General features: G+C 67.8%; 21 protein-coding genes. 13 read left to right on the forward strand and 8 right to left on the reverse strand.

The genetic code is table 11. The annotated features are described in order from the left end of the window. Nucleotides 1-265 precede the first annotated feature (265 nt). Complete coding sequence (locus ACJ4V0_RS14210; RefSeq protein WP_448300246.1) at nucleotides 266-1,003, reverse strand: outer membrane protein; 738 nt, start codon at nucleotides 1,001-1,003, stop codon at nucleotides 266-268. A 391-nt stretch (nucleotides 1,004-1,394) separates the two neighbouring features. Here ACJ4V0_RS14210 and ACJ4V0_RS14215 point away from each other — a divergent pair, with 391 nt between their 5' ends. Further along, nucleotides 1,395-3,017 (forward strand): acyl-CoA synthetase, encoded by a 1,623-nt coding sequence (locus ACJ4V0_RS14215; RefSeq protein WP_448300247.1) that lies wholly within the window; start codon nucleotides 1,395-1,397, stop codon nucleotides 3,015-3,017. 6 nt (nucleotides 3,018-3,023) lie between these two features. Here ACJ4V0_RS14215 and ACJ4V0_RS14220 read toward each other — a convergent pair whose 3' ends face one another. Next, nucleotides 3,024-4,073 (reverse strand): CobW family GTP-binding protein, encoded by a 1,050-nt coding sequence (locus ACJ4V0_RS14220; RefSeq protein WP_448300248.1) that lies wholly within the window; start codon nucleotides 4,071-4,073, stop codon nucleotides 3,024-3,026. Nucleotides 4,074-4,274: 201 nt separating this feature from the next. On the opposite strand from ACJ4V0_RS14220, the gene ACJ4V0_RS14225 reads away from it, so the two are divergent. The 3 genes from ACJ4V0_RS14225 (at nucleotide 4,275) to ACJ4V0_RS14235 (ending at nucleotide 7,759) form a co-directional block, all read left to right on the forward strand. Next, nucleotides 4,275-5,336, forward strand: a complete 1,062-nt coding sequence (locus ACJ4V0_RS14225) for a cyclase family protein (RefSeq protein ID WP_448300249.1) — start codon at nucleotides 4,275-4,277, stop codon at nucleotides 5,334-5,336. A 104-nt stretch (nucleotides 5,337-5,440) separates the two neighbouring features. After that, nucleotides 5,441-7,090: an FAD-binding dehydrogenase gene (locus ACJ4V0_RS14230; protein ID WP_448300250.1), complete on the forward strand. Its 1,650-nt coding sequence runs from the start codon at nucleotides 5,441-5,443 to the stop codon at nucleotides 7,088-7,090. A 39-nt stretch (nucleotides 7,091-7,129) separates the two neighbouring features. Continuing rightward, nucleotides 7,130-7,759, forward strand: a complete 630-nt coding sequence (locus tag ACJ4V0_RS14235) for a LysE family translocator (RefSeq protein WP_448300251.1) — start codon at nucleotides 7,130-7,132, stop codon at nucleotides 7,757-7,759. Between the two features lie 58 nt (nucleotides 7,760-7,817). On the opposite strand, the gene ACJ4V0_RS14240 is transcribed toward ACJ4V0_RS14235, so the two are convergent. After that, nucleotides 7,818-9,524 carry a methyl-accepting chemotaxis protein gene (locus tag ACJ4V0_RS14240; RefSeq protein WP_448300252.1) on the reverse strand — a complete coding sequence of 569 codons (1,707 nt, stop codon included), beginning with the start codon at nucleotides 9,522-9,524 and terminating at the stop codon, nucleotides 7,818-7,820. Nucleotides 9,525-9,856: 332 nt separating this feature from the next. Here ACJ4V0_RS14240 and ACJ4V0_RS14245 point away from each other — a divergent pair, with 332 nt between their 5' ends. Beyond that, entirely contained in the window at nucleotides 9,857-11,767 is a 1,911-nt protein-coding gene (locus ACJ4V0_RS14245) for a propionyl-CoA synthetase (RefSeq protein WP_448300253.1), read from the forward strand. Between the two features lie 80 nt (nucleotides 11,768-11,847). After that, on the forward strand, nucleotides 11,848-12,489 hold the full coding sequence (locus tag ACJ4V0_RS14250; protein ID WP_448300254.1) for a hypothetical protein: 642 nt from the start codon (nucleotides 11,848-11,850) through the stop codon (nucleotides 12,487-12,489). Nucleotides 12,490-12,526: 37 nt separating this feature from the next. Here the strand turns inward: ACJ4V0_RS14250 and cysK are convergent, their stop codons facing one another. After that, complete coding sequence (gene cysK / locus ACJ4V0_RS14255; RefSeq protein WP_448300255.1) at nucleotides 12,527-13,504, reverse strand: cysteine synthase A; 978 nt, start codon at nucleotides 13,502-13,504, stop codon at nucleotides 12,527-12,529. A gap of 246 nt (nucleotides 13,505-13,750) precedes the next feature. On the opposite strand from cysK, the gene ACJ4V0_RS14260 reads away from it, so the two are divergent. Together ACJ4V0_RS14260 and ACJ4V0_RS14265 are read left to right on the forward strand one after the other, a co-directional pair. Continuing rightward, nucleotides 13,751-14,233 (forward strand): cupin domain-containing protein, encoded by a 483-nt coding sequence (locus ACJ4V0_RS14260; RefSeq protein ID WP_448300256.1) that lies wholly within the window; start codon nucleotides 13,751-13,753, stop codon nucleotides 14,231-14,233. A gap of 62 nt (nucleotides 14,234-14,295) precedes the next feature. Continuing rightward, nucleotides 14,296-15,510: a baeRF11 domain-containing protein gene (locus tag ACJ4V0_RS14265; RefSeq protein WP_448300257.1), complete on the forward strand. Its 1,215-nt coding sequence runs from the start codon at nucleotides 14,296-14,298 to the stop codon at nucleotides 15,508-15,510. A gap of 201 nt (nucleotides 15,511-15,711) precedes the next feature. On the opposite strand, the gene ctrA is transcribed toward ACJ4V0_RS14265, so the two are convergent. Continuing rightward, on the reverse strand, nucleotides 15,712-16,413 hold the full coding sequence (gene ctrA / locus ACJ4V0_RS14270; RefSeq protein WP_296577187.1) for a response regulator transcription factor CtrA: 702 nt from the start codon (nucleotides 16,411-16,413) through the stop codon (nucleotides 15,712-15,714). Between the two features lie 717 nt (nucleotides 16,414-17,130). On the opposite strand from ctrA, the gene fliI reads away from it, so the two are divergent. Together fliI and fliJ are read left to right on the forward strand one after the other, a co-directional pair. Next, nucleotides 17,131-18,447 carry a flagellar protein export ATPase FliI gene (gene fliI, locus ACJ4V0_RS14275; RefSeq protein WP_448300258.1) on the forward strand — a complete coding sequence of 439 codons (1,317 nt, stop codon included), beginning with the start codon at nucleotides 17,131-17,133 and terminating at the stop codon, nucleotides 18,445-18,447. A gap of 204 nt (nucleotides 18,448-18,651) precedes the next feature. Beyond that, nucleotides 18,652-19,071 carry a flagellar export protein FliJ gene (gene fliJ, locus ACJ4V0_RS14280; RefSeq protein WP_448300259.1) on the forward strand — a complete coding sequence of 140 codons (420 nt, stop codon included), beginning with the start codon at nucleotides 18,652-18,654 and terminating at the stop codon, nucleotides 19,069-19,071. 65 nt (nucleotides 19,072-19,136) lie between these two features. Here fliJ and ACJ4V0_RS14285 read toward each other — a convergent pair whose 3' ends face one another. Then, nucleotides 19,137-19,985, reverse strand: coding sequence for a metallophosphoesterase family protein (locus tag ACJ4V0_RS14285; protein WP_448300260.1), 849 nt, complete (start codon nucleotides 19,983-19,985; stop codon nucleotides 19,137-19,139). A gap of 468 nt (nucleotides 19,986-20,453) precedes the next feature. On the opposite strand from ACJ4V0_RS14285, the gene ACJ4V0_RS14290 reads away from it, so the two are divergent. After that, a complete protein-coding gene (locus ACJ4V0_RS14290) occupies nucleotides 20,454-20,930 on the forward strand; it encodes an NUDIX domain-containing protein (protein ID WP_448300261.1) in 477 nt (158 codons plus the stop codon). Nucleotides 20,931-20,933: 3 nt separating this feature from the next. On the opposite strand, the gene ACJ4V0_RS14295 is transcribed toward ACJ4V0_RS14290, so the two are convergent. Beyond that, on the reverse strand, nucleotides 20,934-22,172 hold the full coding sequence (locus tag ACJ4V0_RS14295; protein WP_448300262.1) for an MFS transporter: 1,239 nt from the start codon (nucleotides 22,170-22,172) through the stop codon (nucleotides 20,934-20,936). A 257-nt stretch (nucleotides 22,173-22,429) separates the two neighbouring features. On the opposite strand from ACJ4V0_RS14295, the gene ACJ4V0_RS14300 reads away from it, so the two are divergent. Continuing rightward, nucleotides 22,430-22,942, forward strand: a complete 513-nt coding sequence (locus ACJ4V0_RS14300; RefSeq protein WP_448300263.1) for a GNAT family N-acetyltransferase — start codon at nucleotides 22,430-22,432, stop codon at nucleotides 22,940-22,942. A gap of 84 nt (nucleotides 22,943-23,026) precedes the next feature. Continuing rightward, nucleotides 23,027-23,311, forward strand: coding sequence for a peptide-binding protein (locus ACJ4V0_RS14305; protein ID WP_448300264.1), 285 nt, complete (start codon nucleotides 23,027-23,029; stop codon nucleotides 23,309-23,311). Between the two features lie 485 nt (nucleotides 23,312-23,796). Here ACJ4V0_RS14305 and ACJ4V0_RS14310 read toward each other — a convergent pair whose 3' ends face one another. Continuing rightward, a complete protein-coding gene (locus tag ACJ4V0_RS14310; protein ID WP_448300265.1) occupies nucleotides 23,797-25,878 on the reverse strand; it encodes a hypothetical protein in 2,082 nt (693 codons plus the stop codon).

Consider the following 25,878-nt stretch of genomic DNA (forward strand, 5'->3'; position numbering starts at 1 on the left):
CTCCACACCCGTCATCCCTGGACCCTTCCCGAAAACGGAAAGGATCGTGCGCTATGGCCTCAGCAGGGGTGGTTATTGGACGCGAAACCAGCCCAGCAGGGGGTGGTTCTTGCACGCGATTTCACAGGATCATCTATGTGCTGACCTTCATTGTCGGGTGCGTCCTGCTCGTCGGCGCTATTCCCGCGATGCTGTAGCGCCCAACGCAAAAGGGCCGCCCGAAGGCGGCCCTTTCCGTGATCGACCCCGAAGGATCGATGCAAGCTCAGTAGCGGGCGACGACAGCCGACGGACCCGTCGAGAACAGGTAGCTGACGCCAGCGCGCACGGCGTGCGTGGTCGTCTTGAACGTCGTCGAGCCGAGGAAGACCGGGTTGAGGTCGACGTTGCGCGAACCGAAGTCGGTGTAGCGGTACTCGAGGCTCGCAACGAAGTTCGGGGTGAAGGCGTACTCGACGCCGGCGCCGACGGTCCAGCCGAGACGGGTGCCGGTGCTGCCGATGCGGGTCGCCGTGGCGAAGTCGAATGCCGAATGGTTCAGGCCGGCATAGGCCAGACCGCCGGTGGCGTAGACATGGACGCGATCGATCGCGACGCCGAGACGGGCGCGGGTCGAACCCTGCCAGTTCAGGCGGGTGCGATAGTCGTCGCCGTTCGGGAACACGCCCGTGCCGCCGATGCCGGAGGCTTCGATGTCCGTCACGACACCGAGGACGATGTTGTTCATCTGCCAGTTGTAGCCGAGGTGAACACCGCCGGTCACGCCGTTGATGTTGTACGAGCCGCTCGACGCCGGGACGAACAGGCCGCCGTTGTCGAAGAAGCGCGCCTGGGTGGTGCCCCAGCCGTAGCCGACCTGGGCACCGACGAAGACGCCCGACCAGTTGAAGACGGGAGCGTAGACGGCAGCGGCGACCGGAGCGCGCGGGGCGCCGAGGTCGGCAGCCTGGGCGCCGGTGGCGAGGGCGGCAACCGCGGCGCTCGCAAGGAGGAGTTTCTTCATGAGGTACGTCCTTGTTGTATGCGGCTGTGGCCATGCCACCGCCGTGCCTCTCGATGTCCGATCCTGACGATGCCAGGAGACCCCCTCCTTCACCCCGGCACCGTTGGAACGAGGGGCCGGGATACAGGGCGAGGGTTACAAATCAACTCCCAAGAGCGTGAAGGGTCCCGCATTGCCGTGCCACGTCATCACGAAGGCTGGCCGCTGTGTCTGAAGGGCCACAAGTGCCGCAACGGAAGACGGTATCATGGTGCAAGTGATTGAAAATACGACGAAAATGCGGCGGAAACGTGCCAGCGGTAACGGGGTGCCCGAACGGCGGCGTTGAACGGCGAGCGGCGCCCGCCTACCGTTGGCGGCGGAAACGCACCCCCGCAGCAGGGACGCCGCCATGAGCGCCTATGACGCCGACCTCGACAAGAACCCGGCCAACTACCAGCCGCTGACGCCGGTCACCTTTCTTGAGCGTGCGGCCCGCGTCTTTCCCGGCCACCCCGCGATCATCCATGGCAGGATCAGGCGGAGCTATCGGGACTTCTATGCGCGCTCGCGCAAGCTCGCCTCGGCGCTGGCCAGGGCAGGGGTCGGCAAGAACGACACGGTCGCCGTCATCTGCGCCAACACGCCCGCCATGCTCGAGGCGCACTACGGCGTGCCGATGTGCGGCGGCGTGCTGAATACGCTGAACACGCGCCTCGACGCGCCGATCATCGCCTTCTCGCTCGACCATGGCGAGGCCAAGGTCTTCATCGTCGACCGCGAGTTCTCCAGGCTGGCGAAGGAGGCGCTCGCTCTCTGCAAGGCAAAGCCGCTCGTCATCGACTACGACGACCCCGAATATGACGGTCCGGGCGAGCGCATCGGCACGGTCGAGTACGAGGACTTCATCGCGGGGGGAGAGGTCGACTACGCGTGGCAAAGGCCGGGCGACGAGTGGGACGCCATCGCGCTGAACTACACGTCGGGGACGACGGGCAACCCGAAGGGGGTCGTCTATCACCACCGCGGCGCCTATCTGCTGGCGCTCGGCAACGTGGTGACCTGCGGCATGACCAAGCACCCCGTCTATCTGTGGACGCTGCCGATGTTCCACTGCAACGGCTGGTGCTTCCCCTGGTCGGTCTCGGCGGTCGCGGGCACCCATGTCTGCCTGCGCTGGGTCCGGGCCAGGGCCATGTACGACGCCATCGCCGACCATGGAGTCACGCATCTGTGCGGCGCGCCCATCGTCATGAGCCTGCTCTTGAACGCGCCGGCGGAAGAGAAACGCGACATCGGCCGCACCATCTCCTTCTTCACCGCCGCGGCGCCGCCGCCCGAGGCGGTGCTGGCCGCGATGAAGGCCGCCGGCTTCGACGTGACCCATCTCTATGGCCTGACCGAGACCTACGGCCCTTCTGTCATCAACGACTGGAACCGCGACTGGGACAGCCTGTCCAGCGCCGACTATGCGGCAAAGAAGGCGCGCCAGGGCGTGCCCTATGTGGTGCTGGAGGACATGACGGTGCTCGATCCCGAGACCATGGAGCCGGTGCCGGCCGACGGCGTCACCCTCGGCGAGGTGATGATGCGCGGCAACGTGGTGATGAGGGGCTACCTGAAGAACCGCAAGGCCTCCGACGAGGCCTTTGCCGGCGGCTGGTTCCATTCCGGCGACCTGGGCGTGCTCTATCCGGACGGCTACATTCAGTTGAAGGACCGCTCCAAGGACATCATCATCTCCGGCGGCGAGAACATCTCCTCCATCGAGGTGGAGGACGTGCTGTTCAAGCATCCCGCCGTGCAGGCGGCGGCCGTGGTGGCCAAACCAGACGACCGGTGGGGCGAGACACCCTGCGCCTTCGTCGAGCTGAAGCCGGGCACAAGCGCGACGGCCGAGGAGATCATGGCCTGGTGCCGGCAGAACCTCGCCGCCTTCAAGTGCCCGCGCACGGTGGTGTTCACGGAACTGCCGAAGACATCAACGGGCAAGATCCAGAAGTTCGTACTCAGGGAGATGGCGAAGCGGGCGTGAGAGGGATCAGGCCGCCGGGAGAGGCTGGTTCACCGTCTCGTGGAAGCTCGCGACGACGGCCGCCGGATCGACATCCTTGAGGATGAGAACGATGCGCGTGCGATGGTCCGCGTCGGGCCAGTCGGCCAGTTCCACCGGCGGGTGGAAGGTGGTGTGTACGCCATGGACGATCAGCGGTCCGGCCGCCTCCTCGACCGCGATCAGCCCCTTCAGGCGCAGGAGTTCCTCGCCCCAGGTGGCGCGCAGACCGCGGAACCACTGGTTCAGCGAATCCCATGGCAAGGGGCGATCGTGGATGATCGTGACGGTGCGGATGCCGGCGCCGTGGCGCGAGCCGTGGTCGGGATGGCCGCAGGCGGGGTCCTCGCAGCCGGCGGCGTGGCCGGAGGTGGCAGTTTTCTCGACAGTCATCAGCCGATGTGGCGGGCCGCCGAACAGGAGGTCCGGCGAGATCGCCCCCGCGACGGCCCGTTCGCGCCGGGCGCCTGGCGCGAGGCGTGTCAGGCGGGTGTCGAGTTCCGTCACCGCCTCCGCCGCCGCGATGTCCGTCTTGCTCACCACGATCAGGTCGGCGATCGCCACCTGGGCCGATGCCTCGGGCTGTGCTTCGAGCTGGTGCGATCCGTTGACGGCATCGACCAGGGTGATGATCCGGTCCAGCCGGAAATCGTGCATCACCATGGGATTGCTGAAGAACAGGGCGGCGATCGGCGCCGGATCGGCAAGTCCGGTGGTCTCGATCAGCACGCGATCGAACGGCGGCAGTTCTCCTGTCTGGCGTCGTGCGGCCATGTCGCGCAGCGTCAGTTCGAGGTCGCCACGCACGGTGCAGCAGATGCATCCCGACGACAGCATGACGAGGTCGGCGTCGCGGCTCTCGATGAACAGGTGGTCGAGCGCGATGGTGCCGAACTCGTTGACGATGACCAGCGAGCGTTCCATGCCCGGGTGGGCCAGCAAGCGGTTGATGAGCGTCGTCTTGCCGGCGCCGAGGAAGCCGGTGACCAGCGTCACCGGCACGCGTTGGGCAGATTTGTCGGTATCGAAGAGGCTCATCCGTCTTCATTAGTCCGCGTTGCTGCTGCGAGCCAAGTCCATTTTAGGACATCGAGTCTGTCGTTATTGAATTACGTGACGAACGCTGACCTTTATTCGGCCGTTCGGCTATCTGTCGATTGACCGGTGCTTGACTAGACTTGCGCGCGCGGCGCCTGCGACAGCCGCCGAGTCAGAACGATCAGCATGGAGGACACCCCGATGACAGTGCGTGATCCCAAGGACCTTGCTCAACATCCCGAGGCGCCGGAACGCCGCGACTTCCTCAAGGGGGCAGCGGTCGGCGGCGTCGTGGCGGCCGCGACGGCGCATGTGGCGCAGGTCGCCATCTCCCCAGCCCAGGCCCAGACGCCCGCCGTCCAGCCCTGGTGGCCCTCGCGCTGGGGCGCCGAGGATCAGGCCGGTGCCTCCAACCACATCACGCCGGCCAAGGTGCTGGAAGCGGCCAAGTGGATTCGCGACGGAAAGATTCATCGCATCGGGCGGGTCTCGGAATCCGCCATGCCCAAATTCGGCGACCGTGCCTTCACCCTGCGCATTCCCGGCAATCCGACCGGCGGTCCGTTCGCGAGCAACAAGCTCGTCTATAACGACGAATATCTGGCGACCGAGATCGGCCAGACAGGCACGCAGTTCGACGGTCTCGCCCATATCGGACTTCAGGTCGGCAAGGATGGCGATACGACGGAGCACATCTACTACAACGGCGTGCGCGGCTCGGAGATGGTCAGCGGCACCGGCGTCAAGAAACTGGGTGTCGAGAACGTCAAGCCGATCTTCACACGAGGCCATCTCATCGACGTCATGGCCCAGCGCGGCGCCATGATGGATGCCGGCCAGGAGGTGACCATGGCCGACGTGCGCGGCGCGCTCGCCAAACAGAACATGAGCGAGGCCGACGTGCAGCCGGGAGACGCGGTATTCTTCCACACAGGCTGGGGCTCGCTGTGGATGCGCAACAACGAGCGCTATGCCTCCGGCGAGCCGGGGCCGGGCCTGGAAGTCGCACGCTGGCTGATCGAGAAGCAGATCGTCGTCATGGGCGGCGACAGCTGGGGCGTCGAGTGCGTGCCGAACCCGGACCGCAACCTCGCCTTCCCGGTCCATGCCGAACTGCTCACCAAGAACGGCATCTTCATCCACGAGAACCTGCAGTTCGACAGCCTGCTGGCCGATCGCAAGTATCAGTTCGTCTATGTGATGTGCCCGGTCCCGATCAAGGGCGCCACCGGGTCCCCCGGCGGTCCGATCGCCATCACCTGAACCGGCGCACCTGTTGCGCGAACCGGCCGCGGCGGTGACAATCGCCGCGGTCATTGCGTGGCCGCGCCGCAGCCGACGACGCTGCCGCGACAGGGGGACGCGACATGGACGCCGACGTGATCGTCATCGGCGCGGGGCTGGCGGGCCTCGTCGCCACCGTCGAGCTGGCCGAGGCCGGCCGGCGGGTGATCCTCCTCGACCAGGAGGGCGAGCAGACCATCGGCGGCCAGGCCTTCTGGTCCTTCGGCGGTCTGTTCTTCGTCGACAGTCCCGAGCAGCGGCGGATGGGCATCCGCGACAGTTTCGATCTCGCCTGGCAGGACTGGCAGGGCACCGCCGGTTTCGACCGCGCCGAGGACGACTGGGCGCAGCGCTGGGCCGAGGCTTATGTCCACTTTGCCCATGGCGAGAAGCGCGCCTGGCTGCATGAGCGCGGGGTGCGCTGGTTTCCCCTCGTCGGTTGGGCGGAGCGGGGCGGGGGGCTCGCCACGGGGCACGGCAATTCGGTGCCGCGCTTCCACGTCACCTGGGGCACCGGCCCCGGCCTGATCGCGCCATTCGTCGCGCGGGTGAAGGCAGCGGCGGAGCGCGGCCTCGTCTCTTTCCGCTTTCGCCACCGGGTGAACGGCCTGACCACATCGGCCGGAACCATCGACGGCGTCGAGGGCGACATCCTCGAGCCGACGACGGTCGCGCGCGGCGCCGAGAGCTCGCGCATCGCAACCGGTTCCTTCGCGCTGAAGGCGCAGGCGGTGGTTGTCACGTCGGGCGGCATCGGCGGCAATTTCGACCTCGTCCGCAAGAACTGGCCGGAACGTCTCGGCACGCTGCCGGATTTTCTCGTCTCCGGCGTGCCGGCGCATGTCGACGGGCGCATGCAGGTCATCACGGAGGAGGCGGGCGGGCGCGTCGTCAATCGCGACCGCATGTGGCACTACGTCGAGGGCATCCGGAACTTTAATCCGATCTGGCCGCACCACGGCATCCGCATCCTGCCCGGCCCCTCCTCCCTCTGGCTTGACGCGACGGGCAAGCGGCTGCCGGCGCCGAACTTCCCCGGTTTCGACACGCTGTCCAGCCTCGAACACATCGTGAAGTCCGGCCACGGCTATTCGTGGTTCGTTCTCTCGCGCGCCATCATCAAGAAGGAATTCGCGCTGTCGGGCTCGGAGCAGAACCCGGATCTCACCAACAAGTCGATACCCGGCATCCTGTCGCGGCTCGGGAAGGGGCTGCCGCCACCGGTGCAGGCCTTCATGGACAAGGGCGCCGACTTCATCGTCGATACCGACATCCGTTCGCTCGGCCGGCGCATGAACGAACTGGTCGGCACCAGTCTCATCGACCCGTTGGCGCTGGAGCGCGAGGTCGTGGCGCGCGATCGGCAGATCGACAATCCTTTCTGCAAGGACATGCAGATCCTCGCCCTGCGCGCCATGCGCAACTACCGCGGCGACAAGCTCATGCGCACCGCCGCGCCGCACAGGATTCTCGATCCGAAGAACGGGCCGCTGATCGCGGTCAAGCTCAACATCCTGACCCGCAAGACGCTCGGCGGGTTGCAGACCGATCTCGACGGACGGGTGCTGACGGCGGACGGCTCGCCGCTCGCCAATGTCTATGCGGCGGGCGAGGTGGCGGGTTTCGGCGGCGGAGGCCTGCACGGCTACCGCGCGCTGGAAGGCACCTTCCTCGGCGGCTGCATCTTCTCGGGCCGCACGGCGGGGCGCGCGGTCGCGAAGGCGGTCGGATAGGATCGCTCATCCGCTGATTCCTCGCGCCCGGACACGCCCATGCTCGGCATCCACGACTTCTGGCTCTTCGTGCTCGCCGGATTCCTGCTCAACGTCACGCCGGGGCCGGACATGGCGCTGGTGATGGGGCGCGCGATGCGCGACGGCACGCGCGCCGGAGCGGTGGCGGCCTTCGGCATCGGGGCGGGGGCCTTCGTCCACATCGCCGCGGCGGCGGTCGGCCTGTCGGTGCTGATCGCCAGTTCGGCGCTCGCCTTCACTGTCATCAAATGGGTGGGCGCGGCCTATCTCGTCATCGTCGGCTTGCGGCTTCTGCTGGCTCCTGCGGGAGGTGGTGCGGGGGATTGCGCGCCTCTGCCGCCGGCTTCGCTCAGATCGGTCTTCCTCCAGGGCTTCCTGACCAACGTGCTCAATCCGAAGGTTGCCCTGTTCTTCCTCGCCTTCCTGCCGCAGTTCATCGACCCGGCCGCACCGTCCAAGGCCTTGGCCTTCGTCGTCCTCGGGCTCGTCTTCAACCTGACTGGCACGGCGTGGAACCTGATGGTCGCCTGGGCGGCGTCCCGCATGGCGCGGCTTCCGGCCTTCGCCGTGGTCCGCACCTGGCTCGACCGGATATTGGGCGCCCTGTTCCTCGGGCTCGGTATCCGGCTGGCGCTGGCCGAACGCTGACACGAAGAAGGCCCTCCTTGCGGGAGGGCCTCGTCGTTTGCGCCACTCACCGACGGTGTCAGGCGGCGCGGATCGTCGACAGGAATTTGTCGAGTTCGGTGTTGAGCGAGCCGGCCTGGGCGGACAACGTCTCGGCGGAGGCCAGCACCTGCGTCGCGGCGGCGCCCGTCTCGGACACGGCCTGCGAGACCCCGACGATGTTGGTGGAGACCTCGCCGGTGCCGGCGGAGGCCTGCTGGACGTTGCGGGCAATCTCCTGCGTCGCGGCGTTCTGCTCTTCCACCGCGCTGGCAATGCTGGCCGACACCGCGCTGATCTCGCGGATGACCGCGGCAATGCCGTTCATCGCCTCAGCCGACTGGCCGGTGGCCTGCTGGATGCCGCTGATCTGCGAGGCGATCTCGGTGGTCGCCTTGGCGGTCTGGTCGGCGAGGCTCTTCACCTCGGCGGCGACGACGGCAAAGCCCTTGCCGGCCTCGCCCGCCCGTGCCGCCTCGATCGTGGCGTTGAGGGCGAGGAGATTGGTCTGCGAGGCGATGGAGTTGATGAGCTCGACGATCTCGCCGATCTTCTGCGCCTTGGCGGCCAGTTCCTGGATGGTCTGGGCGGAACTGTCGGCCTTGGCGACGGCCTCGTTGGCCATGGCGGCCGACTGCTCGACCCGGCCGCCGATCTCGCGCACCGAGGCGGAGAGCTCCTCGGTGGCGGAGGCGACCGTCTGAACGTTGGTGGAGGCTTCCTCGGACGCTGCCGCCACAGCGCCGGCCTGAACCGAGGCCTCTTCCGCGGCGCTGGACAGGGTCTGGGCCGCGCCCTTGAGCTGGGCCGAGGCCGACGAGACATGGGTGACGATGCCGCCGACCGCACGGTCGAAGTCATCGGCCATGCGGTGCATCAGGGCCTTCTGCTGCTCCGCGCTGCGCGCCTTGGCGGTCTCCTGCTCCTCACGGAGCCGGATGGCCTCAAGACCGTTGGCCTTGAAGGTCTCGGCGGCGCGCGCGATGTCGCCGACCTCGTCGCGGCGCTGGGTGCCGGGAATGGCCACGTCGAAGCGCGCATTGGCGAGATGATCGAGGCAGGCGGTGAGCAGCCGGATCGGCGAGGATATGCCGAGGCGGCCGATGACGAAGCCGAGCACGATGCCGAGCACCAGCGCGCCGGCGGCGAAGCCGATCAGCAGCGTCTGCATGGAGGCGGCCATGGCGTCGGCGGCCTTCGATGTGTCCTCGGCGCGCTTCTGCTGGACCACCGTCAGGTCGCGAAGAGCCATGCGCGCGTCCATGTAGGGACCGGCCGAAGCGAGGGCCGCTCGGGCGATTTCGTCCTGCTGCTCGATGGTCGGCATGCCCGTCACTTTTCTCGCCAGCGCGACGGTCTGCTGCATCAGGGGGAGGTACTTCTGAAGCGCAGCCTCTGACCTTGCGAGTGCCTCCCGCACCTCCGGCACCGCGGTCTGGCGCAAGGCGACGAGGCGACTCTCGATCGCCTTCAGGTCCTCCTCGACGATCGTCAGGTTGGCAGCGATCGTCTCCGGCTTGGGATCGGTCGCCATGATGAACTCGGCACGGGACAGCGCGGCGAGCGCCCGGTTGACCACCACGGCGTCGAAGGCGCGGCTGCTCACGCGCGCCGCCTGCTCGTTCTCGGTCTGTAATTGATCGAGGCCGTAGTATCCGATGCCGCCGATCGCCAATGAGATGACGTTAAGTAACATGACGAGGCCGAGGACTTTGGCCGAAATGCTGAAGCGTCCGAGTAATGACATCGAAATGGTCCCGGGAGGGCAGGGTGATTACATGTTTTCAGTGGGGCCGGCACGGTTAACGAAGGGCTAAGCGATGGTGCGCTGCGGCATGTCGCGCCCGCATGGCTCGATTCCGCAATCGCCGTGACTCAACGTCAGGTTGAGTGCCAAGGGTCCCGAAAGTGATCGCTTCGGGGCCGTCCAACTAAAGTTTCCCGCCGACCGGCCGATTGGTCGAGGCCGGGACGGTTGCACTCCTGCGCTGCAGGGAGACAATGCCGGCCATTGAACAGGCATGCGCCGCAGAGCGCGACGGGTGGGTCGTCCAGGCGAGGCGACCCCGGGGGGACAGGATGACGGATCGGCGCAGCATCTCGCGGTATGATGACGTCTACGGCGCCTGGAAGGCCGACCCGGCCGGCTTCTGGGCTGAGCAGGCGAAGGCGATCGACTGGATCGTGCCGCCCAAGACCGCATTCGATCCTGCCCTGGGGGTCTATGGCCGCTGGTTTCCGGACGGTGTCTGCAACACCTGCTTCAACGCGGTCGACCGGCACGCGGCGTCGCGGCCCGATCAGGCCGCCATCATCTACGATTCCCCCGTCACGGGCGCCAAGCGCACCATCTCCTTCGCCGAATTGAAGGAGGAGGTCGCGACCTTTGCCGCCGTCCTGCAGGGCCTGGGCGTCGGCAAGGGCGACCGGGTCATCGTCTACATGCCGATGGTGCCGGAGGCGGCGATCGCCATGCTCGCCTGCGCCCGCATCGGCGCCATCCATTCGGTGGTCTTCGGCGGCTTCGCAGCCAAGGAACTGGCGACCCGCATCGACGACTGTCATCCGAAGGTCATCGTCTCGGCCTCCTGCGGCATCGAGGGCACCAAGGTGGTGGCCTACAAGCCGCTGCTCGACGGAGCGATCGAGCTGTCGCTGGCCAAGCCCGAGGCCTGCATCGTACTGCAGCGGCCGCAGGCGGAGGCGTCGATGATCGCCGGCCGCGATCACGACTGGGCGGGCCTCGTCGCCCATGCCCGCGCCGAGGGCCGGCAGTCGGAGTGCGTGCCGGTTGCCGCGACCGATCCGCTCTACGTGCTCTACACCTCCGGCACGACCGGCAAGCCCAAGGGCGTGGTGCGCGACAATGGCGGCCACTTGGTCGCGCTCAACTGGTCGATGGCGAACCTCTACGGCGTGAAGCCCGGCGAGGTCTTCTGGGCAGCCTCCGACGTCGGCTGGGTCGTCGGACATTCCTACATCGTCTATGCGCCGCTGATCGCCGGCGTCACCTCGATCCTCTACGAGGGCAAGCCGGTGGGCACCCCGGACCCCGGCGCCTACTGGCGCGTGATCGCGGAGCACGGGGTTGCGGCCCTGTTCACCGCGCCAACCGCCTTTCGCGCCATCAAGAAGGAGGACCCCAACGCCGAGCATCTGAAGCGCTACCAGTTGCCGACATTCCGCACCCTGTTCCTCGCCGGCGAACGCGCCGATCCCGACACCGTGCTCTGGGCCGAGAAAATCCTCGGCGTGCCGGTGGTCGACCACTGGTGGCAGACCGAGACAGGCTGGTGCATCGTCGGAAATCCCGTGGGCCTCGGCATGCTGCCGGTGAAGCCCGGCTCGCCGACCGTGCCGATGCCCGGCTACGACGTCAGGATCGTCGACGAGGCCGGCAAGGACCTGCCGCCCAAGACCATGGGCTCGATCGTGGTGAAGCTGCCGCTGCCGCCGGGCTCGTTCCCGACGCTCTGGCAGCAGGACGACCGGTTCCGCGAGAGCTATCTCGACGCCTTTCCAGGCTTCTACTCGACCTCGGATGCGGGGTTCGTCGACGAGGACGGCTACCTCTACATCATGGGTCGCACCGACGACATCATCAACGTCGCCGGCCACCGCCTGTCCACCGGCGGCATGGAGGAGGTGCTCTCCTCCCATCCGGACGTCGCCGAATGCGCAGTCATCGGCATGGCCGACCAGCTCAAGGGCGAGGTGCCCTGCGGCTTCGTCGTGCTGAAGGCGGGCGTCAACAAGCAGCCCGACGAGGTCGAGAAGGAACTCGTGGCGCTGGTGCGCGAGAAGATCGGACCGGTGGCGGCCTTCAAGCTCGCCATCGCCGTGTCGCGCCTGCCCAAGACGCGGTCGGGCAAGATTCTGCGCGGCACGATGAAGAAGATCGCCGACGGCAGCGAATGGTCGATGCCGGCGACCATCGACGATCCGGCCGTGCTGGCGGAGATCGAGGAGGCGCTGAAGGACAGGCGTTGAGCCCTATCCGGGTAACGCGTTCCGCGTGACAAATACCGGTGGTTGCGGCACGCTTTCCGAATCGGGTCGGGGAGGGCTGGATGGTCGCACCTATGCGCCGGGCGCTTCGCTCCGGCATGCTGAAGACGCTCGTCGCCGTCAGCCTTCTCTCATCGCCTGGTCTCCTCGCTTCGGCCCGTTCGTCGTCGGGCAGCATCGCCTTCGATCGGCTCGACCTCCGGTCGCCGGAGGCGGCGCTGCGGCAGTTCCTGAGCGCCTACCGCCGGGGCGACTACGTCACGGCTTACTGGATCATGACGCCGGCCAGCCAGAGCGCGTTTGCCCGGCACCTGGCGCGGTTCGAGTTCAACCGGATCGCACGCCTGCCGGCCAGCAGCGCCGTGCTGCATGCGGCCGAGATGATGCCCGCCGTCAGCCAGATGGAGCAGACGGATACGAGCTTCTACTTCGCCCATGCCATGACGGTGGCCCATCGGCTCGGCGTCATGCCGCTCAACCTGACCGGCCTGCCCGAGGATGTCTCGCCCGCCAATGTCCCGCGCCTCGGCAGCCGGAACCAGCTCACTGACGGCCGGGTCGAGTTCTCGGTGCCGCTGCGCGCCTACCGGGCGCCCGTCGTCTTCCGCATGGTGGCGGCGCATGGCGGCCGCTGGCGGCTGGAGCAGGTCCTGCCGCCGGGCGGCACGGTCGATTCCGTGCCGTTCGGATTGCCGACCGACTGACCCTGACGCGGAGCCGGCCCGTCCCGTCCGTCTCTGCTCAGAGACCCTCGAACAGGGCGGTCGAGAGATAGCGCTCGGCGAAGCTCGGGATGATGACCACGATGGTCTTGCCGGCGTTTTCCTCGCGCTTGCCCAGTTCCAGCGCCGCATGGACGGCGGCGCCCGCCGAGATGCCTGTGGGGATGCCCTCCGAGCGAGCGAGTTCCCGCGCCAGCGCGAAGGCCTGGTCGTTCGAGACCTGAACGACCTCGTCGATCACCGACCGGTCGAGGATGTCCGGGACGAAGCCCGCGCCGATGCCCTGGATCTTGTGCGGGCCGGGCGCGCCGCCCGACAGGACCGGCGAGTCCGTCGGCTCGACGGCAACGATCTTCACGCCGGGCTTGCGGCTCTTCAGCACCTGGCCGACGCCGGTGATGGTGCCGCCGGTGCCGACGCCGGAGACGAAGATGTCGACCGTGCCGTTCGTGTCGTTCCAGATCTCCTCCGCCGTGGTGTGGCGGTGGATCTCCGGGTTGGCGGGGTTCTTGAACTGCTGCGGGATGATGGCGTTGGGGTTCTCCGCCACCAGTTCTTCCGCCTTGGCCACGGCGCCCTTCATGCCCTTGGGACCTTCGGTCAGCACGAGTTCGGCGCCGAGGAGGGCGAGCATCTTGCGCCGCTCGATCGACATCGTCTCCGGCATGACCAGGATCAGGCGGATGCCGCGCGCGGCGGCGACGAAGGCAAGGGCAATGCCGGTGTTGCCCGAGGTCGGCTCGATGAGAACGGTGTCCGGGGTCAGCTTGCCGGCGGCTTCGATGGCGTCGATCATCGCCACGCCGATGCGGTCCTTCACGCTGGCGATGGGGTTGAAGAACTCGAGCTTGGCGAGGATCGTCGCCTTGGAACCGTGTGCCTTGGCGAGCTTGTCCAGCCTGACCAGGGGCGTGTCGCCGACCGTCTCGGTGATGGAGTCGTAGATCCGGCCGCGACCGGGCTTGCGGGTCTTGTCGGGCGAAACATGTGCGGTCATGGCTGGGTCCTCTCAGTGTCGCGCCAGTCTAGGCGCAATCGGGAGAAAGTTCTACCAATGGCCATCAACTCAAACGAAAAAGTCACAGCATTCTTCCGTAATCAATGAATGAAGAAAAATGTCCTCCTATGTTGGGAGGCAGAGAGAGGCCGCCGCTCCCGCGTCCCGGGATGGGGGGCATCGTTGCGGAGAGCAGTCTGGACCGGCGCGCCATCCGCTCGCATCATCGGCCGCAGGAGAGCGACCATGACCGATTCATCCTCCCGCCCTGCCGCCATCGTCGCGCGGGATGTCGCGCCCCGGGCGAAGGCCTCCAATTATCCCGAGCCTTTCGCCTCACGCATGGCCGCGCGCACGAAGCGCCAGCTCGGCGAGGTGTTCGGCCTGGCCAATTTCGGCGTCAACCTGACCACCATCGACCCCGGCGGCCTGTCGGCGCTTCATCACCGGCACACGACGCAGGACGAGTTCGTCTTCGTGCTGGAGGGGGAACTGGTGCTGGTCACGGATGCCGGAGAGACGGTTCTGACACCCGGCATGTGCGCGGGCTTCCCCAGGGGCGGAACGGCGCATCATCTGCTCAACCGTTCTCCTGCGCCGGCGACCTATCTCGAGATCGGCGACCGCAGCCCGGGTGACAGCGTGACCTATCCCGCCGACGATATCGCGGCGGCGCTCGGACCCGATGGCCGGTGGGTCTTCACCCGCAAGGACGGCACGCCCTACTGACAGTGACGTCGGCGCAACCGCCGCGACGATCTCACGCATTGCGGAATTGATCCCTCGCAACCATGTCGGGCACGGCGGGTGCTATCAGTTATCCGCCAGTTTCAATTCAGGCCGGGTCTTGGATCCGGCGACCAATTTTGGAGAAGATCAGAGCCATGCTGTACGTGGACATTCCGACGCGCCCGGATATTCGCTCGCTGATCGAGGAGCGAGCCGATGCCTGTGTTTCCCTCTACTTGTCCACGACACCGGAAACCCAGCATGTCGGAGCATCCCGGATCGCTTTCGGCAATCTCGTCAAGCAGGCACTGGAGCAGCTCGATGCGGTGGATTTCGACAAGCGGCGGCGTGCGCTTCTGGCGGAACAGTTCGACGATTTGATCGACGACGGCAGCTTCTGGACGTTCCAGGCGCACAGCCTCGCGGTGCTGGCGACGCCGGACTCCATCCGGACCTTCCGCCTTCCCAACCGCCTCCACGACATGGCGCAGGTCTCCGACCGCTTCCACCTGAAGCCGCTGCTGCGCGCCGTGACCTTCCCGCATCGCGCCTTCGTTCTGGCGCTTGCCGAGAAGGGGCCGCGACTGATTGAGGTCTCCGCCGACCTGCCGGCGGCAGAGGTCAACGTCAAGGACATGCCGAAGGATGCGGGCTCCGCAACCGGACGGGCCTCGGTCAACGACCGTTCGCCATCAGGACGCATTCACGGGTCGGAAGGCCAGAAGGTGCTGCTGCGCCAGTATGCCCGCCAGATCGACGCCGTCCTGCGGCCCTTCCTCTCCGGACGCGACGAGCCGCTGATCCTCGCAGCCACCGAGCCGCTTCTGTCCACCTACCGGTCGGTCAATACCTATCCGGGGCTCGCCGGCGATGCCATCTCCGCAAGTCCCGTGGAAAAGACCCCGAGCCAGATCGCCGAGGCGGCCCGGCCGGTCATCGACGGGCTCAATGCGGCCCGGATTGCCGCCTTCGCTGAGCTTTACGAAAGCCGCGCCCAGCAGGGACGCGCGACAAGCGACCTGTCGCAGGCAGCGCGTGCCGCCACGTTCGGCGCCATCGACACCCTGCTGGTCGATATGGACGAGGTTGTGCCCGGCACGGTCGATGAGGCCGACGGCACCGTGCATCTGTCCAAGGACGAAGGCGCGAAGACCTACGGCGTCGTCGACGAAATCGCCGGCCGTGCGCTGGTGGCGGGGGCAACCGTGCTGGCGGTGCGGCGCGACGACATTCCGGGCGGGGCTTCGCTCGCTGCGATCCTGCGCTACGCGCTCTGAACGGGTGAGGGGGCAGCCGGCAGTCGGTGTCGGCTGCCCCCCCGTACGGAAGCAACAAAAAGCCCCGCGCGGTTTCCCGGCGGGGCCCTCGTCGTCTGGCGGCATTTCATCCGTACTCGCCAGACTATTGGAATTCTGTTTGCCAGCCGTCGGTGACGGCCTTGTGACGCGGTTATGGCGGAATTGTTTCCGCCGATCCGGTCAGGCGGGAATGCGCTCCTCGGCCTCGGTCGGCTCGCGCAGCACGTAGCCGCGGCCCCAGACCGTCTCGATGTAGTTCTTGCCGTCGGAGGCGTTGGCGAGCTTCTTGCGCAGCTTGCAGATGAAGACGTCGATGATCTTCAGCTCGGGCTCGTCCATGCCGCCATAGAGGTGGTTCAGGAACATTTCCTTGGTGAGGGTCGTGCCCTTGCGGAGCGAGAGAAGCTCCAGCATCTGGTATTCCTTGCCCGTCAGGTGGACGCGCTGGCCCGAGACCTCGACCGTCTTCTGGTCCAGGTTGACCAGCAGGTCGCCCGTGGTGATGACCGACTGGGCGTGGCCCTTCGAGCGGCGCACGATGGCATGGATGCGGGCGACGAGCTCGTCCTTGTGGAAGGGCTTGGTCAGATAGTCGTCGGCGCCGAAGCCGAGGCCGCGCACCTTGTCCTCGATGCCGGCGAGGCCGGAGAGGATCAGGATCGGCGTCTTGACCTTGGCGACCCGAAGCGACTTCAGCACCTCGTAGCCCGACATGTCGGGCAGGTTCAGGTCAAGAAGAATGATGTCGTAGTCGTAGAGCTTGCCGAGGTCGATGCCTTCCTCGCCCAGGTCCGTCGTATAGACGTTGAAGCTCTCGGACTTGAGCATCAGCTCGATGCTCTTCGCAGTGGCGCTGTCATCTTCGATCAACAGAACGCGCATGCCCATCCCCTTCCGCTGACCCACAACCGGCCATTCCGTCCACACAGACGAAACAGTCGCTCGGCATAGCGATCCCGTGCCTCCGCCGCCGCGCGGAGGGCGCCTGGGATCCGTCCCCGTTCACTGATTCGACGCTACGCCCTAATGGTTAACAAACTGTGATTCGGGGGAGCAAGAGTCTTCGCGAAATATTTCTGCGACTCACTCCAACCCCCTGCCGAATCGACCATTTCGGTCGCCTCGTCGAAGAGCGGTTCCTGCCTGTCCGCGACCAGGGCTCGCAGTGGGTCGTTCCAAACGAACCCCTAACGGCCACGGATGCCTTTAATCGGCTGATAGGGATCATTAACGGGCCGGGTTAAGGAAGGGTTACCCGACCGGGCGCAATGCGGGCGTCCGTTGCCTTTACTTTGAATCGGATTGGCCCAAGCTCGTTAAACTTCGACCGTTTTGGGGGCCCGCCGCGGCGGCAGCGGGCTGAAATCGGCGACCGTCCGGGGAAGGGGTGGGCGCCGCCGATGGGCAGGTTCTACCGGGCTCATGGTTAATGGTGGGTAAACGTTGCCGGCCGTGCCGTGCAAAATGCATCGCTTTGACCTGAAGGGCATGCTGCAGACCGGCAAAATCTGCCGTGTCGCGTTTACCAGGCGCCACGCGTTAACCCTTCGTTGACCATGCCGGCAGGAATGTGGGCCGACAGTTACGGATCCCTCACTCATGCGCGCGCTCGCCGACCAGATTCTCGATATCGATCCCGTCACGATCTACGGTCGTGTCTCGGGGGTCCGGGGCCTGATGATCGAGGCGGCCGGTCCCATCCACGCCATGTCGGTCGGGGCGCGGGTCACGGTGGAGACAGGCGCGCGGCCCATTCCCTGCGAGGTCGTGGGCTTTGCCGGCGACCAGGCGCTGCTCATGCCCTTCGCGGGCCTCTCGGGGGTGCGGCGCGGCTGCAAGGCTCTCGTCTCTCTGGCCCCGGCCGCGGTCAGGCCGACATCGGCCTGGCTCGGGCGCGTGGTCAATGCGCTCGGCGAGCCGATCGACGGCAAGGGACCGCTGCCGCAGGGCGGCGATCCCATGCCGTTCCGGGCCGATCCGCCGGCGGCCCATACCCGTCGCCGTGTCGGCGCGCCGCTCGATCTCGGCGTCCGGACCCTCAACAGCTTCCTCACCTGCTGCCGCGGCCAGCGCATGGGCATCTTCGCAGGATCCGGCGTCGGCAAGTCGGTGCTTCTGTCGATGATCGCCCGGAATGTCGACGCCGATGTCTCGGTCATCGGCCTGATCGGCGAACGCGGCCGCGAGGTTCAGGAGTTCCTGCAGGAGGATCTCGGCGAGGAGGGCCTCGCCCGCTCGGTCGTCGTGGTCGCGACCTCCGACGAACCCGCGCTCATGCGCAAGCAGGCGGCCTATCTCACCCTCTCCATCGCCGAGTATTTCCGCGACCTCGACCAGCAGGTCATGCTGATGATGGATTCCGTCACGCGCTTCGCCATGGCGCAGCGCGAGATCGGCCTGTCCGCCGGCGAGCCGCCGACCGCCAAGGGCTATACGCCGACCGTCTTCTCCGAGCTGCCGCGGCTGCTCGAGCGGGCAGGCCCCGGTCCGGGCGAGGGCGCCATCACCGCGATCTTCACGGTGCTGGTCGACGGAGACGATCATAACGAACCGGTGGCGGACGCCGTCCGCGGCATCCTCGATGGCCATATCGTCATGGAACGGTCGATCGCCGAGCGCGGGCGCTACCCAGCCATCAACGTGCTGAAGAGCGTGTCGCGCACCATGCCGCGCTCGGCCGATCCGCAGTTCTGGCCGGTGATCCAGAAGGCCAAGCAGGTGCTGGCGACCTACTCCGACATGGAGGAACTGATCCGCCTCGGGGCCTATCGCCAGGGCTCGTCGGCGGAAGTGGACGAGGCGATCCGCCTGCAGCCGGCGCTCGAGGCGTTTCTCGGCCAGCGCAAGGACGAGGTCGCGCATATCGGAGAGGGCTACCGGCAGCTCGCCGCGATCCTGGAGGGCGGCGGAGATTGAGAAGCCGCTGAATTCCCCAATGAATGGCGAGACTTATGAACGGCCGTTTACCACGAATCACGCTTTCCGGAAACGGAATCTCAACCTCGTGGGGCTAGGTTCAGCTTTCATTAGGGGTAAGGCTCCCGTGTTTCGGGGGTTGAGGACGACCGCGGGGCGTGTGTGTGCCGCGCGGATCGAGGGGACTTCTGGGAGTACGAGTCGATGAAGTCGCGAGAGACGTTGATCCGCCTGAAGCGCTTTCAGGTCGACGAGAAGCGCCGTCAGGTGGCGCAGATCGAAATGATGATCGCCGAGTTCGAGCGCATGGCGAACGAGCTCGACCGCGAGATCGTGGCCGAGCAGACCCGGGCGAACGTCCATGACCCGGCGCATTATGCCTATCCGACCTATGCCAAGGCGGCGCGCCAGCGGCGCGACAACCTCATGGGCTCGGCCGGTGAACTGAAGGGCCAGCTCGACGATGCCAAGGCGGCATTGGCCGAGGCCTTCGAGGAACTTAAGAAGGTCGAAATTCTCGACGAGCGCGAGAGCGCCCGCGACCGGGCCGCCGATGCGGTGCGCGAGCAGGCTGAAATGGACCGCATCGGTCTTTCTCGACGTGGCGCCTATCTCGGCGTCTGAAGCGTCGGGACAGGGCGCAACCGACCAGGGCGCGGTGAAAGCCGCGCCCTATTCGTTGGGCGGCGTCAGGTGACCGGCCGCCGCTCCACCGCGACACGCCAGGCTCCCGGCTCGCCGTCGACGGTGACGAGGTTCCAGGCCGCGGACTCGTGACGCCCGCCCGGCGCGGCGGACGCCGAGGGCACGCCGATGACCGGAATGGGGCCGTTCGGCCCGCGGATCTCGCGCAGCGTGCCCTTGTGGGTATGGCCGTGCAGCACCGCTTCGGCGCCGACCTTCGCCAGCATCGCCGCGAGTTCCTGATGGTCGCCCAGCCGCTTCTGGAAGCCGATGTCGAAGGGCGGGTGATGGATCAGCACGAGGCGCGCCAGGCCCTGCCGGCCGAACGCCTCCAGTTCATCGGCCAGGGCCGCGATCTGCCGGCTGCCGAGGAAACCGGTGGCGAGGAAGGGGGCGGTCGGCACGCCGCTGTTGAGGCCGATCAGGGCCGCCCGCCCGCGCACGCGCGTGAAGGGGAAGGCATAGCCGCCATCGTTCTCCGCCACTCCGTCGCTGAGGAACCAGGGGCGCCAGTGGTGGACGATGCCCGGCACGGTCTCGCGCATATAGGCATCGTGGTTGCCGGGCACGAAGCTGACGCGGTCGGGCGGACCGACGCGCCAGAGGAAGCTGCGGGCTGCCTTGTACTCGTCGGCGAGGCCGATGTTGATGAGGTCGCCGGTCACCGCGACATGGTCGACCTCGGCGCGGGCGATGTCGTCCAGCAGCCGGTCGAGGACGTCCATGCGATGGTGTTCGGCCCGGCCGCGGCGCCAGTTGAGGTATCCGGTCAGGCGCTTGCCGATCAGGTCGCGCCAGTGCGGGTTCGGCAGCGGACCGAGATGCGGATCGGAGAAATGGGCGATGCGGACCATGGCGTCACGCTATGCGCGAGGTGCGCGGCGGCTGTCCAGCGGGTCGGATGTCGCGCGGAACGAAAAACGGACGCCCGCGACCCGGGAGGGGGTCGGCGGAGCGTCCGTTTCGGCGCGCGGACGGAGTGGAGGGGGACTCGGTCGCGCGTGCAACTCTGTCGCGCGGAAAACTCAGCCGCGCGTATAGATGCCGAGGGCGGCGGCGGTGGCGCCGTCGCGGATTTCGATGGCGGGCTGCCAGCGGAAGGCCGGGCGGCGCTTCAGGAAGGACGTGAACAGGGCGATGAGCATCGGGGCGCTCCTTGATTGGGCGCGCTGCTCAATATTGCAGCGCAACATGACGCTCATTTAGGCTTGCGACGGGTCCGGCGGAAGCACTTGCTTCGCCGGGGCAGCCATGCATTTTTGATCGCCATCGTTCATGAATCCGCAATGTGTCATTCGCGAAGCTGATGAAAGGCGAGCGCCATGATCTTCCTCGGTCCGGACCGCCGGTCCTGGCTCTCGCCGCTGCTCCATCTCTACTGGCGCGTCTCGCGCGGCATGACGCTCGGCGTCAGGGCCTGTGTCGTCGATGCCGACGGACGGATCCTGCTGGTCCGCCACAGCTATACGCCCGGCTGGCATTTCCCCGGCGGCGGTGTCGAGGTCGGGCAGACGCTGGAGGAGGCCCTCGCCGACGAACTCCGGCAGGAGGCCCATGTCGAACTGGCGGCCCCGCCACGCTTCGAGGGCATGTACCTGAATGCCCGCACCTCCCGGCGCGACCATGTGGCGCTCTTCCGCGTCGAGGCCTGGACACAGCCGACGCCCTTCGTGCCGACCCGCGAGATCCTCGAGGCGCGGTTCTTTGCCCGCAGCGAGATGCCCGAAGGAACCACCCGCGGCACGCGCGAGCGCCTCGCCGAACTGTTCGAGGGTCGCCCGCGCAGTCCGCACTGGTAGCGATCAGCGCCGGCCGGTCATGAGCGTGACGATGGCGGCGAGGAAGAACGCGGCCGCCATGGCATGCACGAAGCGCGCATCGCCTGACGCGCCAGCGCGGGGCGCGAGTTCACGCACGAGGCCGAACAGCGCCGGCGCGAAGGCATAGAGCCCCTGTCCCACCGCCACGGTCAGCGCCACCACACGCCCCACGTCGGCCCGGGCGAACTCGATCTGGGCGATCAGCGGCGGCAGATACACGAGGTTGCCGATGCCTAGGCCGAAGAGGACGACGCCGGCCCAGATGAGCGGCAGATCCTCGCCGCGCGACAGGGCCAGCGCCAGGCAACCGAGGATCTGGATCGCGTAGCTGGCCGCCGCGATCAGCCTGCGGTCGGCACGGTCCGGCATGAGCCAGGCGAGCAGCGTCCGGCCTGCGACGGCGGCCAGCGTCGCCGCAGCCATGGCGATGCCCGCCCAGGCCTCTCCCAGGGCCGGAACGATGAGGGAGAACAGATGAGCCAGCAGTCCCGCCTGCGCAAACAGGCCGAGGGCGGTAGCCGCGACGAGGGTGACGAAGCTGCGGTTGCGCCACAGGGCTCCTGCGGGGAGGGACGGAGAGCCCTGAGGATCGGTCGTCGCATCGGGAGAACCTGGCGCGTCGCCGTCGGGCTGCTGGCCGAGCGAGGCGGGCGAATGGGCGAAGACGCGGTCGGCGAGCAGCCACATGCCGATGACGACCGCGATGCCGATGGCCGCCGCGGCGGCCGGAAAGCCGGCGAGGCCAATGGCGAAGACCCAAAGCGGCGACATCAGGATGCCGCCGACGCTGGCCCCGTTATAGGCCCAAGCGAGCGCCGCGGGCCGGCCGCGGACGAACCACGGCGCCACGATGGCGTTGACGGCGGCGGCTCCCAGCGTGACCCAGCCCATGCCACTGATCGCGGCTGCCAGGAACAATTGCCAGGGGGCGGCGGCAAGGCTCCAGCCGAGGACGCCGAGGCTCAGGGCGAGGGCGCCGGCCTTGGTGGCGCGGGCAATGCCCCAGCGCGCATAGATGGCCGGCAAGTTGGCGACCGTCAGCGCGCCGACGAGATAGTGGGTGGTCACCGCCGCCGAGACCAGGGCCAGCGGCCAGCCGCGGGTCTGGTGGATGACGTGGAGGTAGATCGGCGGGCCGTAGAAGCCGAGGCCCCAGCCGCAGACGGCGAGGGCGGAAGCCGCCCACACCACCGTCCATCCGAAGAAGCCTGTTCGTGTCATGCCATGTGCGCCGTTGCTCGCGAGCCCGTCGAGTGGATCATGGTGGCGCTGGGGATGGAATGGTTCGGCGCCGCCCGAACCGTGGCAACCGGGCAAGGTGAGGATGCGCGGGGCGCGGGATGACGCCTGCGGTCCGGCATGCTATGCGCGCTGTCATGTTGGGCAGCGCACCTCTTCGGATCGAGCGACGATGACGGCCGGCCTGATGGCCTGAGCCCCTGATTTCGTACGCCTTCTGCCGATGGACCCCGTGTGCCATGCCTGACCTGACGCTCGACCTGCATCCCGAGAACCCCACTGACCATGCGGCGATCGAGCGCCTGCACGAACGCGCCTTCGGTCCCGGCCGCTTCTCGCGCACCGCCTTCCGCTTGCGAGAAGGGGTCGCGCCCTATGCCGCGCTCTGCTTCACCGCCCGCGTCGGCACGCTGCTGGTCGGCTCCATCCGGCTCTCGCCCGTCGATATCGGTCCCGGCACGCCCGCGGTGCTGCTCGGTCCCATCACCATCGACCCGGCCTTCCAGAGCAAGGGCATCGGCGGGGCCCTCATGCGCCGGTCGATGGAAGCGGCGCGCGCGCGCGGCCATCGCCTGATCGTGCTGGTGGGCGATGCCCCTTACTACGAACGCTTCGGCTTCAAGGTCGTGCCCCCCGGCCGGCTCGTCCTGCCGGGCCCGGTCGACCCCGGTCGGCTTCTGGTGGCGGAACTGGTGGCGGGCGCCTTCGACGGCGTTTCGGGGCTGGTGCGCGGCGCGCCGGACGTCGCCTGAAACACGGGTCGGGCGAGGGCGACACACGCCCTTGCCTGAAGGACCCTAAGGTTTCCACCTCACAACGTGCGACGGGAGGCGATGATGGTCAGGATTTTCGGGATCGGCCTTGCACTCGGTCTGGCCCTGGTGGCGTCGGGCGCGGATGCCCAGTCGACGCGCTGCCGTGTCATGGACCCGACGGGCACGCCGCTCAACCTGCGGGACAGCCCCAATGGCGTCATCGTCGGCCGGGTGCGCAACGGCACGCTCGTCACCCGTGTCAGGTCGAGCGAGGACGAGCGCGGCCGCCCGTGGTCCTATGTGGTGGACCGCGAGACCGGCGAGCCTCTCGGCTGGGTCTACCGCGAGTTCATCGCCTGCTTCTGACGACGACCGTAGTCAGCGCTGCGCGCCGGCCTCGGCGGTCCAAGGGGCAGGCCTGCACTTGCCTTGTCGCCAAGCTCGGCCCAGGGTCCGCTCTGCAAGGCTCGTGGCCGAATATATCGCTCACGGCCCGTGCTTCATGGGAGGATCGACGGATGATGATGATGCGACGCAGTTTCCTGATGGCTCTTTTCGCGCTGCCGGCCGCGACGCTGGCTGCACCCGCCGAAGCGTCCTGGCTCACGCAGGGCGCTCGCCGGACCGGCCGGGCGGTGACCCGCGCTGGCCGCAGCGCCAACCGGGGTGTGACGCGTGCCGGCCGCAGCATCGGCCTCGGATCGCGTCGGTCACGCCGTAGCGCGGAGCGCGGCGAGCGCGCCGTCGGACGGCGCGTGTTCGGTCGGCCCCGCCGCCGGCGCAACTGACAGGTTTCGCGGCCAGTCGCGTGATGTGAGCGCGGGCATTGTCGCCGGGCATCGCGGGGGGGCTTATCGCCCCTCGCGGACCCAGACCATCGTCAGCGCGCCGAGCAGCAGCACCAGGCCGAGAATGCCGGCGAAGGCCGGCAGGATGCCGATGCCGCGCACGACCGAGGCGTCGCGCTGGCGGATGCCCATCCAGTCCTCGCCGCGGAGCGAACTGGCCGAGCGTGTCGGCACGATGCGCGGGATGCTGAGCGTTCCCTGCTCGGAGATGCGCCACAGGCCGCCGCCGGTGGCGCGCACCAGCGGCTCCAGCAGGCGCAGCGTCGAGGTCACGTCGGTGAACTCACGCGGATTGGGCGGGCCGACATTGATGAGACGGGTCAGGCGGCCGGCCTGGGCGCGCCAGAGGCCGAGCTCGGTGATGTCGACCTGCCCGCGCCACAGACCGGGCTCGGCGTCCTGCATGGTCACCGTCAGCGTGTCGCCGGACGGCCGCGTCAGCGTCACCGTCTCGGGGCGCTCGGCCATGGTCTGGAGTTCGACGGCAAGCTGGCGGCCTCGGACGGCGAGGCGCAGGCTCTCCTCCTCCAGCTCCGGCTCCTTCATCAGCCAGTGCGACAGGCGGCGCAGCAGCTCCAGATGCGGTCCGCCGCCCTCGAAGCCGCGCGCCCACAGCCAGATATGATCCGACAGGAGCAGGGCGACGCGGCCCTCTCCCTGCCGCGACAGCAGCAGCACGGGGCGCCGGTCCGGGCCGTCCATGACGGTCGTCGCCCCTTGCGCCGGCTGGCGGCTCTCGATCAGGCGGAACCAGCGGCTCCACTGCGGATTGCCCTCGGCGGCCATGCCGGGCAGGGCGCGCGTCACCGGATGCCGGCGGCCCTGGTCCGAGACGCGGGCATGGAAGGGCCGCTCCATGACGTCGCCTGTCGGGGCGGCCGGCAGGATGCTCTCCAGCGGCGTGTCGTTGATCGAGGCGGAACTCGCATGTTCGGGGCCGGCCGCAATCAGCAGGGCGCCGCCGCTGCGCACATAGCGGGCGATGTTGTCGAAATAGATCAGCGGCAGCACGCCCTGCTGGGCGTAGCGGTCGAAGATGATGAGGTCGAATTCGCGGATCTTGATCTGGAACAGCTCGCGGGTCGGGAAAGCAATCAGCGACAGTTCGTTGATCGGCGTGCCGTCCTGCTTCTCGGGCGGGCGCAGGATGGTGAAGTGGACGAGGTCGACGCCGGCGTCGGACTTCAGGAGGTTGCGCCAGGTGCGCTCGCCGGCATGCGGCTCGCCGGAGACCAGCAACACGCGCAGCTTCTCGCGGATGCCGTCGATGACGACGACGGCGCGGTTGTTGATGGGCGTCAGCTCGCCCTCGAGGCCATCCACCTCGATCTCGACGATGTTGGCGCCGGCATGGGTGATCTGGACCGGGACGGCGGTGGCGGCGCCGGTGGTCACCGTGCGCCGTTCGATCACCTCGCCGTCGCGGCGGATGGTCACCACGGCCTGTGCCACGGCGCCGCCGGTGCCGTTGTCCTCGACGCGGAAGCCAACCGTCTGGCTCTGCTGGACGATGCCGAAGCGCGGCGTCTGGGTCAGCACGACGCGCCGGTCGCGGTCGGTGGAGCGGCCCGTGATGAGGGCATGCACCGGCGCGGTGAAACCGATGGCGGCGGCCTGCGCCGGGACGTCGTGAACCTGGCCGTCGGTGACGAGGATGGCGCCGCCGACGCGCTCGGCTGGCACGTCCGAGAGCGCGGAGCGCAGCGCCTCGAACAGGTGCGTGCCATCGGTCTGGCCGTCGGATGCCCCGGCGTCGATCCAGCGCACCTCGAAGCCGGGCGAGCGGGCGAAGCTGCGCTCGATGGCGGCCTTCGCCTCGTCGGTGATGCGGGCGCGGTCGGCGAGGCTCTGGCTGGCGGAGCGGTCGATGACGACGGCGACGACCGATTGCAGCGGGTCGCGGTCCTCCTGCGTGAAAACCGGGTTGGCGAGGGCCAGAAGCGCCAGCGTCATGGCGGCGATGCGCCACCAGGAGCCGCGCGTCCGTGACAGGAGCAGCAGGCCGGCGACGAGCGCGGCGGCGAGCGCCGCGAGCGCCAGCGCCCAGAGCGGCAGGATCGGAGACCAGACGACGCCGAGGGTCAT

The sequence above is a fragment of the Phreatobacter aquiterrae genome, assembly GCF_053471285.1.

Coding starts and splice junctions, on each gene's coding strand:
- ACJ4V0_RS14310 (WP_448300265.1), bottom strand. CDS start 25,878: ATGACCCTCGGCGTCGTCTGGTCTCCGATCCTGCCGCTCTGGGCGCTG.
- ACJ4V0_RS14285 (WP_448300260.1), bottom strand. CDS start 19,985: ATGGTCCGCATCGCCCATTTCTCCGATCCGCATCTCGGTCCGCTGCCG.
- ACJ4V0_RS14265 (WP_448300257.1), top strand. CDS start 14,296: ATGTCGGGCACGGCGGGTGCTATCAGTTATCCGCCAGTTTCAATTCAG.
- ACJ4V0_RS14295 (WP_448300262.1), bottom strand. CDS start 22,172: ATGACACGAACAGGCTTCTTCGGATGGACGGTGGTGTGGGCGGCTTCC.
- ACJ4V0_RS14290 (WP_448300261.1), top strand. CDS start 20,454: ATGATCTTCCTCGGTCCGGACCGCCGGTCCTGGCTCTCGCCGCTGCTC.
- cysK (WP_448300255.1), bottom strand. CDS start 13,504: ATGACCGCACATGTTTCGCCCGACAAGACCCGCAAGCCCGGTCGCGGC.
- ACJ4V0_RS14260 (WP_448300256.1), top strand. CDS start 13,751: ATGACCGATTCATCCTCCCGCCCTGCCGCCATCGTCGCGCGGGATGTC.
- ACJ4V0_RS14240 (WP_448300252.1), bottom strand. CDS start 9,524: ATGTCATTACTCGGACGCTTCAGCATTTCGGCCAAAGTCCTCGGCCTC.
- ACJ4V0_RS14305 (WP_448300264.1), top strand. CDS start 23,027: ATGGTCAGGATTTTCGGGATCGGCCTTGCACTCGGTCTGGCCCTGGTG.
- ACJ4V0_RS14215 (WP_448300247.1), top strand. CDS start 1,395: ATGAGCGCCTATGACGCCGACCTCGACAAGAACCCGGCCAACTACCAG.
- ACJ4V0_RS14235 (WP_448300251.1), top strand. CDS start 7,130: ATGCTCGGCATCCACGACTTCTGGCTCTTCGTGCTCGCCGGATTCCTG.
- ACJ4V0_RS14220 (WP_448300248.1), bottom strand. CDS start 4,073: ATGAGCCTCTTCGATACCGACAAATCTGCCCAACGCGTGCCGGTGACG.
- ACJ4V0_RS14300 (WP_448300263.1), top strand. CDS start 22,430: ATGCCTGACCTGACGCTCGACCTGCATCCCGAGAACCCCACTGACCAT.
- ctrA (WP_296577187.1), bottom strand. CDS start 16,413: ATGCGCGTTCTGTTGATCGAAGATGACAGCGCCACTGCGAAGAGCATC.
- ACJ4V0_RS14210 (WP_448300246.1), bottom strand. CDS start 1,003: ATGAAGAAACTCCTCCTTGCGAGCGCCGCGGTTGCCGCCCTCGCCACC.
- ACJ4V0_RS14245 (WP_448300253.1), top strand. CDS start 9,857: ATGACGGATCGGCGCAGCATCTCGCGGTATGATGACGTCTACGGCGCC.
- fliI (WP_448300258.1), top strand. CDS start 17,131: ATGCGCGCGCTCGCCGACCAGATTCTCGATATCGATCCCGTCACGATC.
- fliJ (WP_448300259.1), top strand. CDS start 18,652: ATGAAGTCGCGAGAGACGTTGATCCGCCTGAAGCGCTTTCAGGTCGAC.
- ACJ4V0_RS14230 (WP_448300250.1), top strand. CDS start 5,441: ATGGACGCCGACGTGATCGTCATCGGCGCGGGGCTGGCGGGCCTCGTC.
- ACJ4V0_RS14225 (WP_448300249.1), top strand. CDS start 4,275: ATGACAGTGCGTGATCCCAAGGACCTTGCTCAACATCCCGAGGCGCCG.
- ACJ4V0_RS14250 (WP_448300254.1), top strand. CDS start 11,848: ATGGTCGCACCTATGCGCCGGGCGCTTCGCTCCGGCATGCTGAAGACG.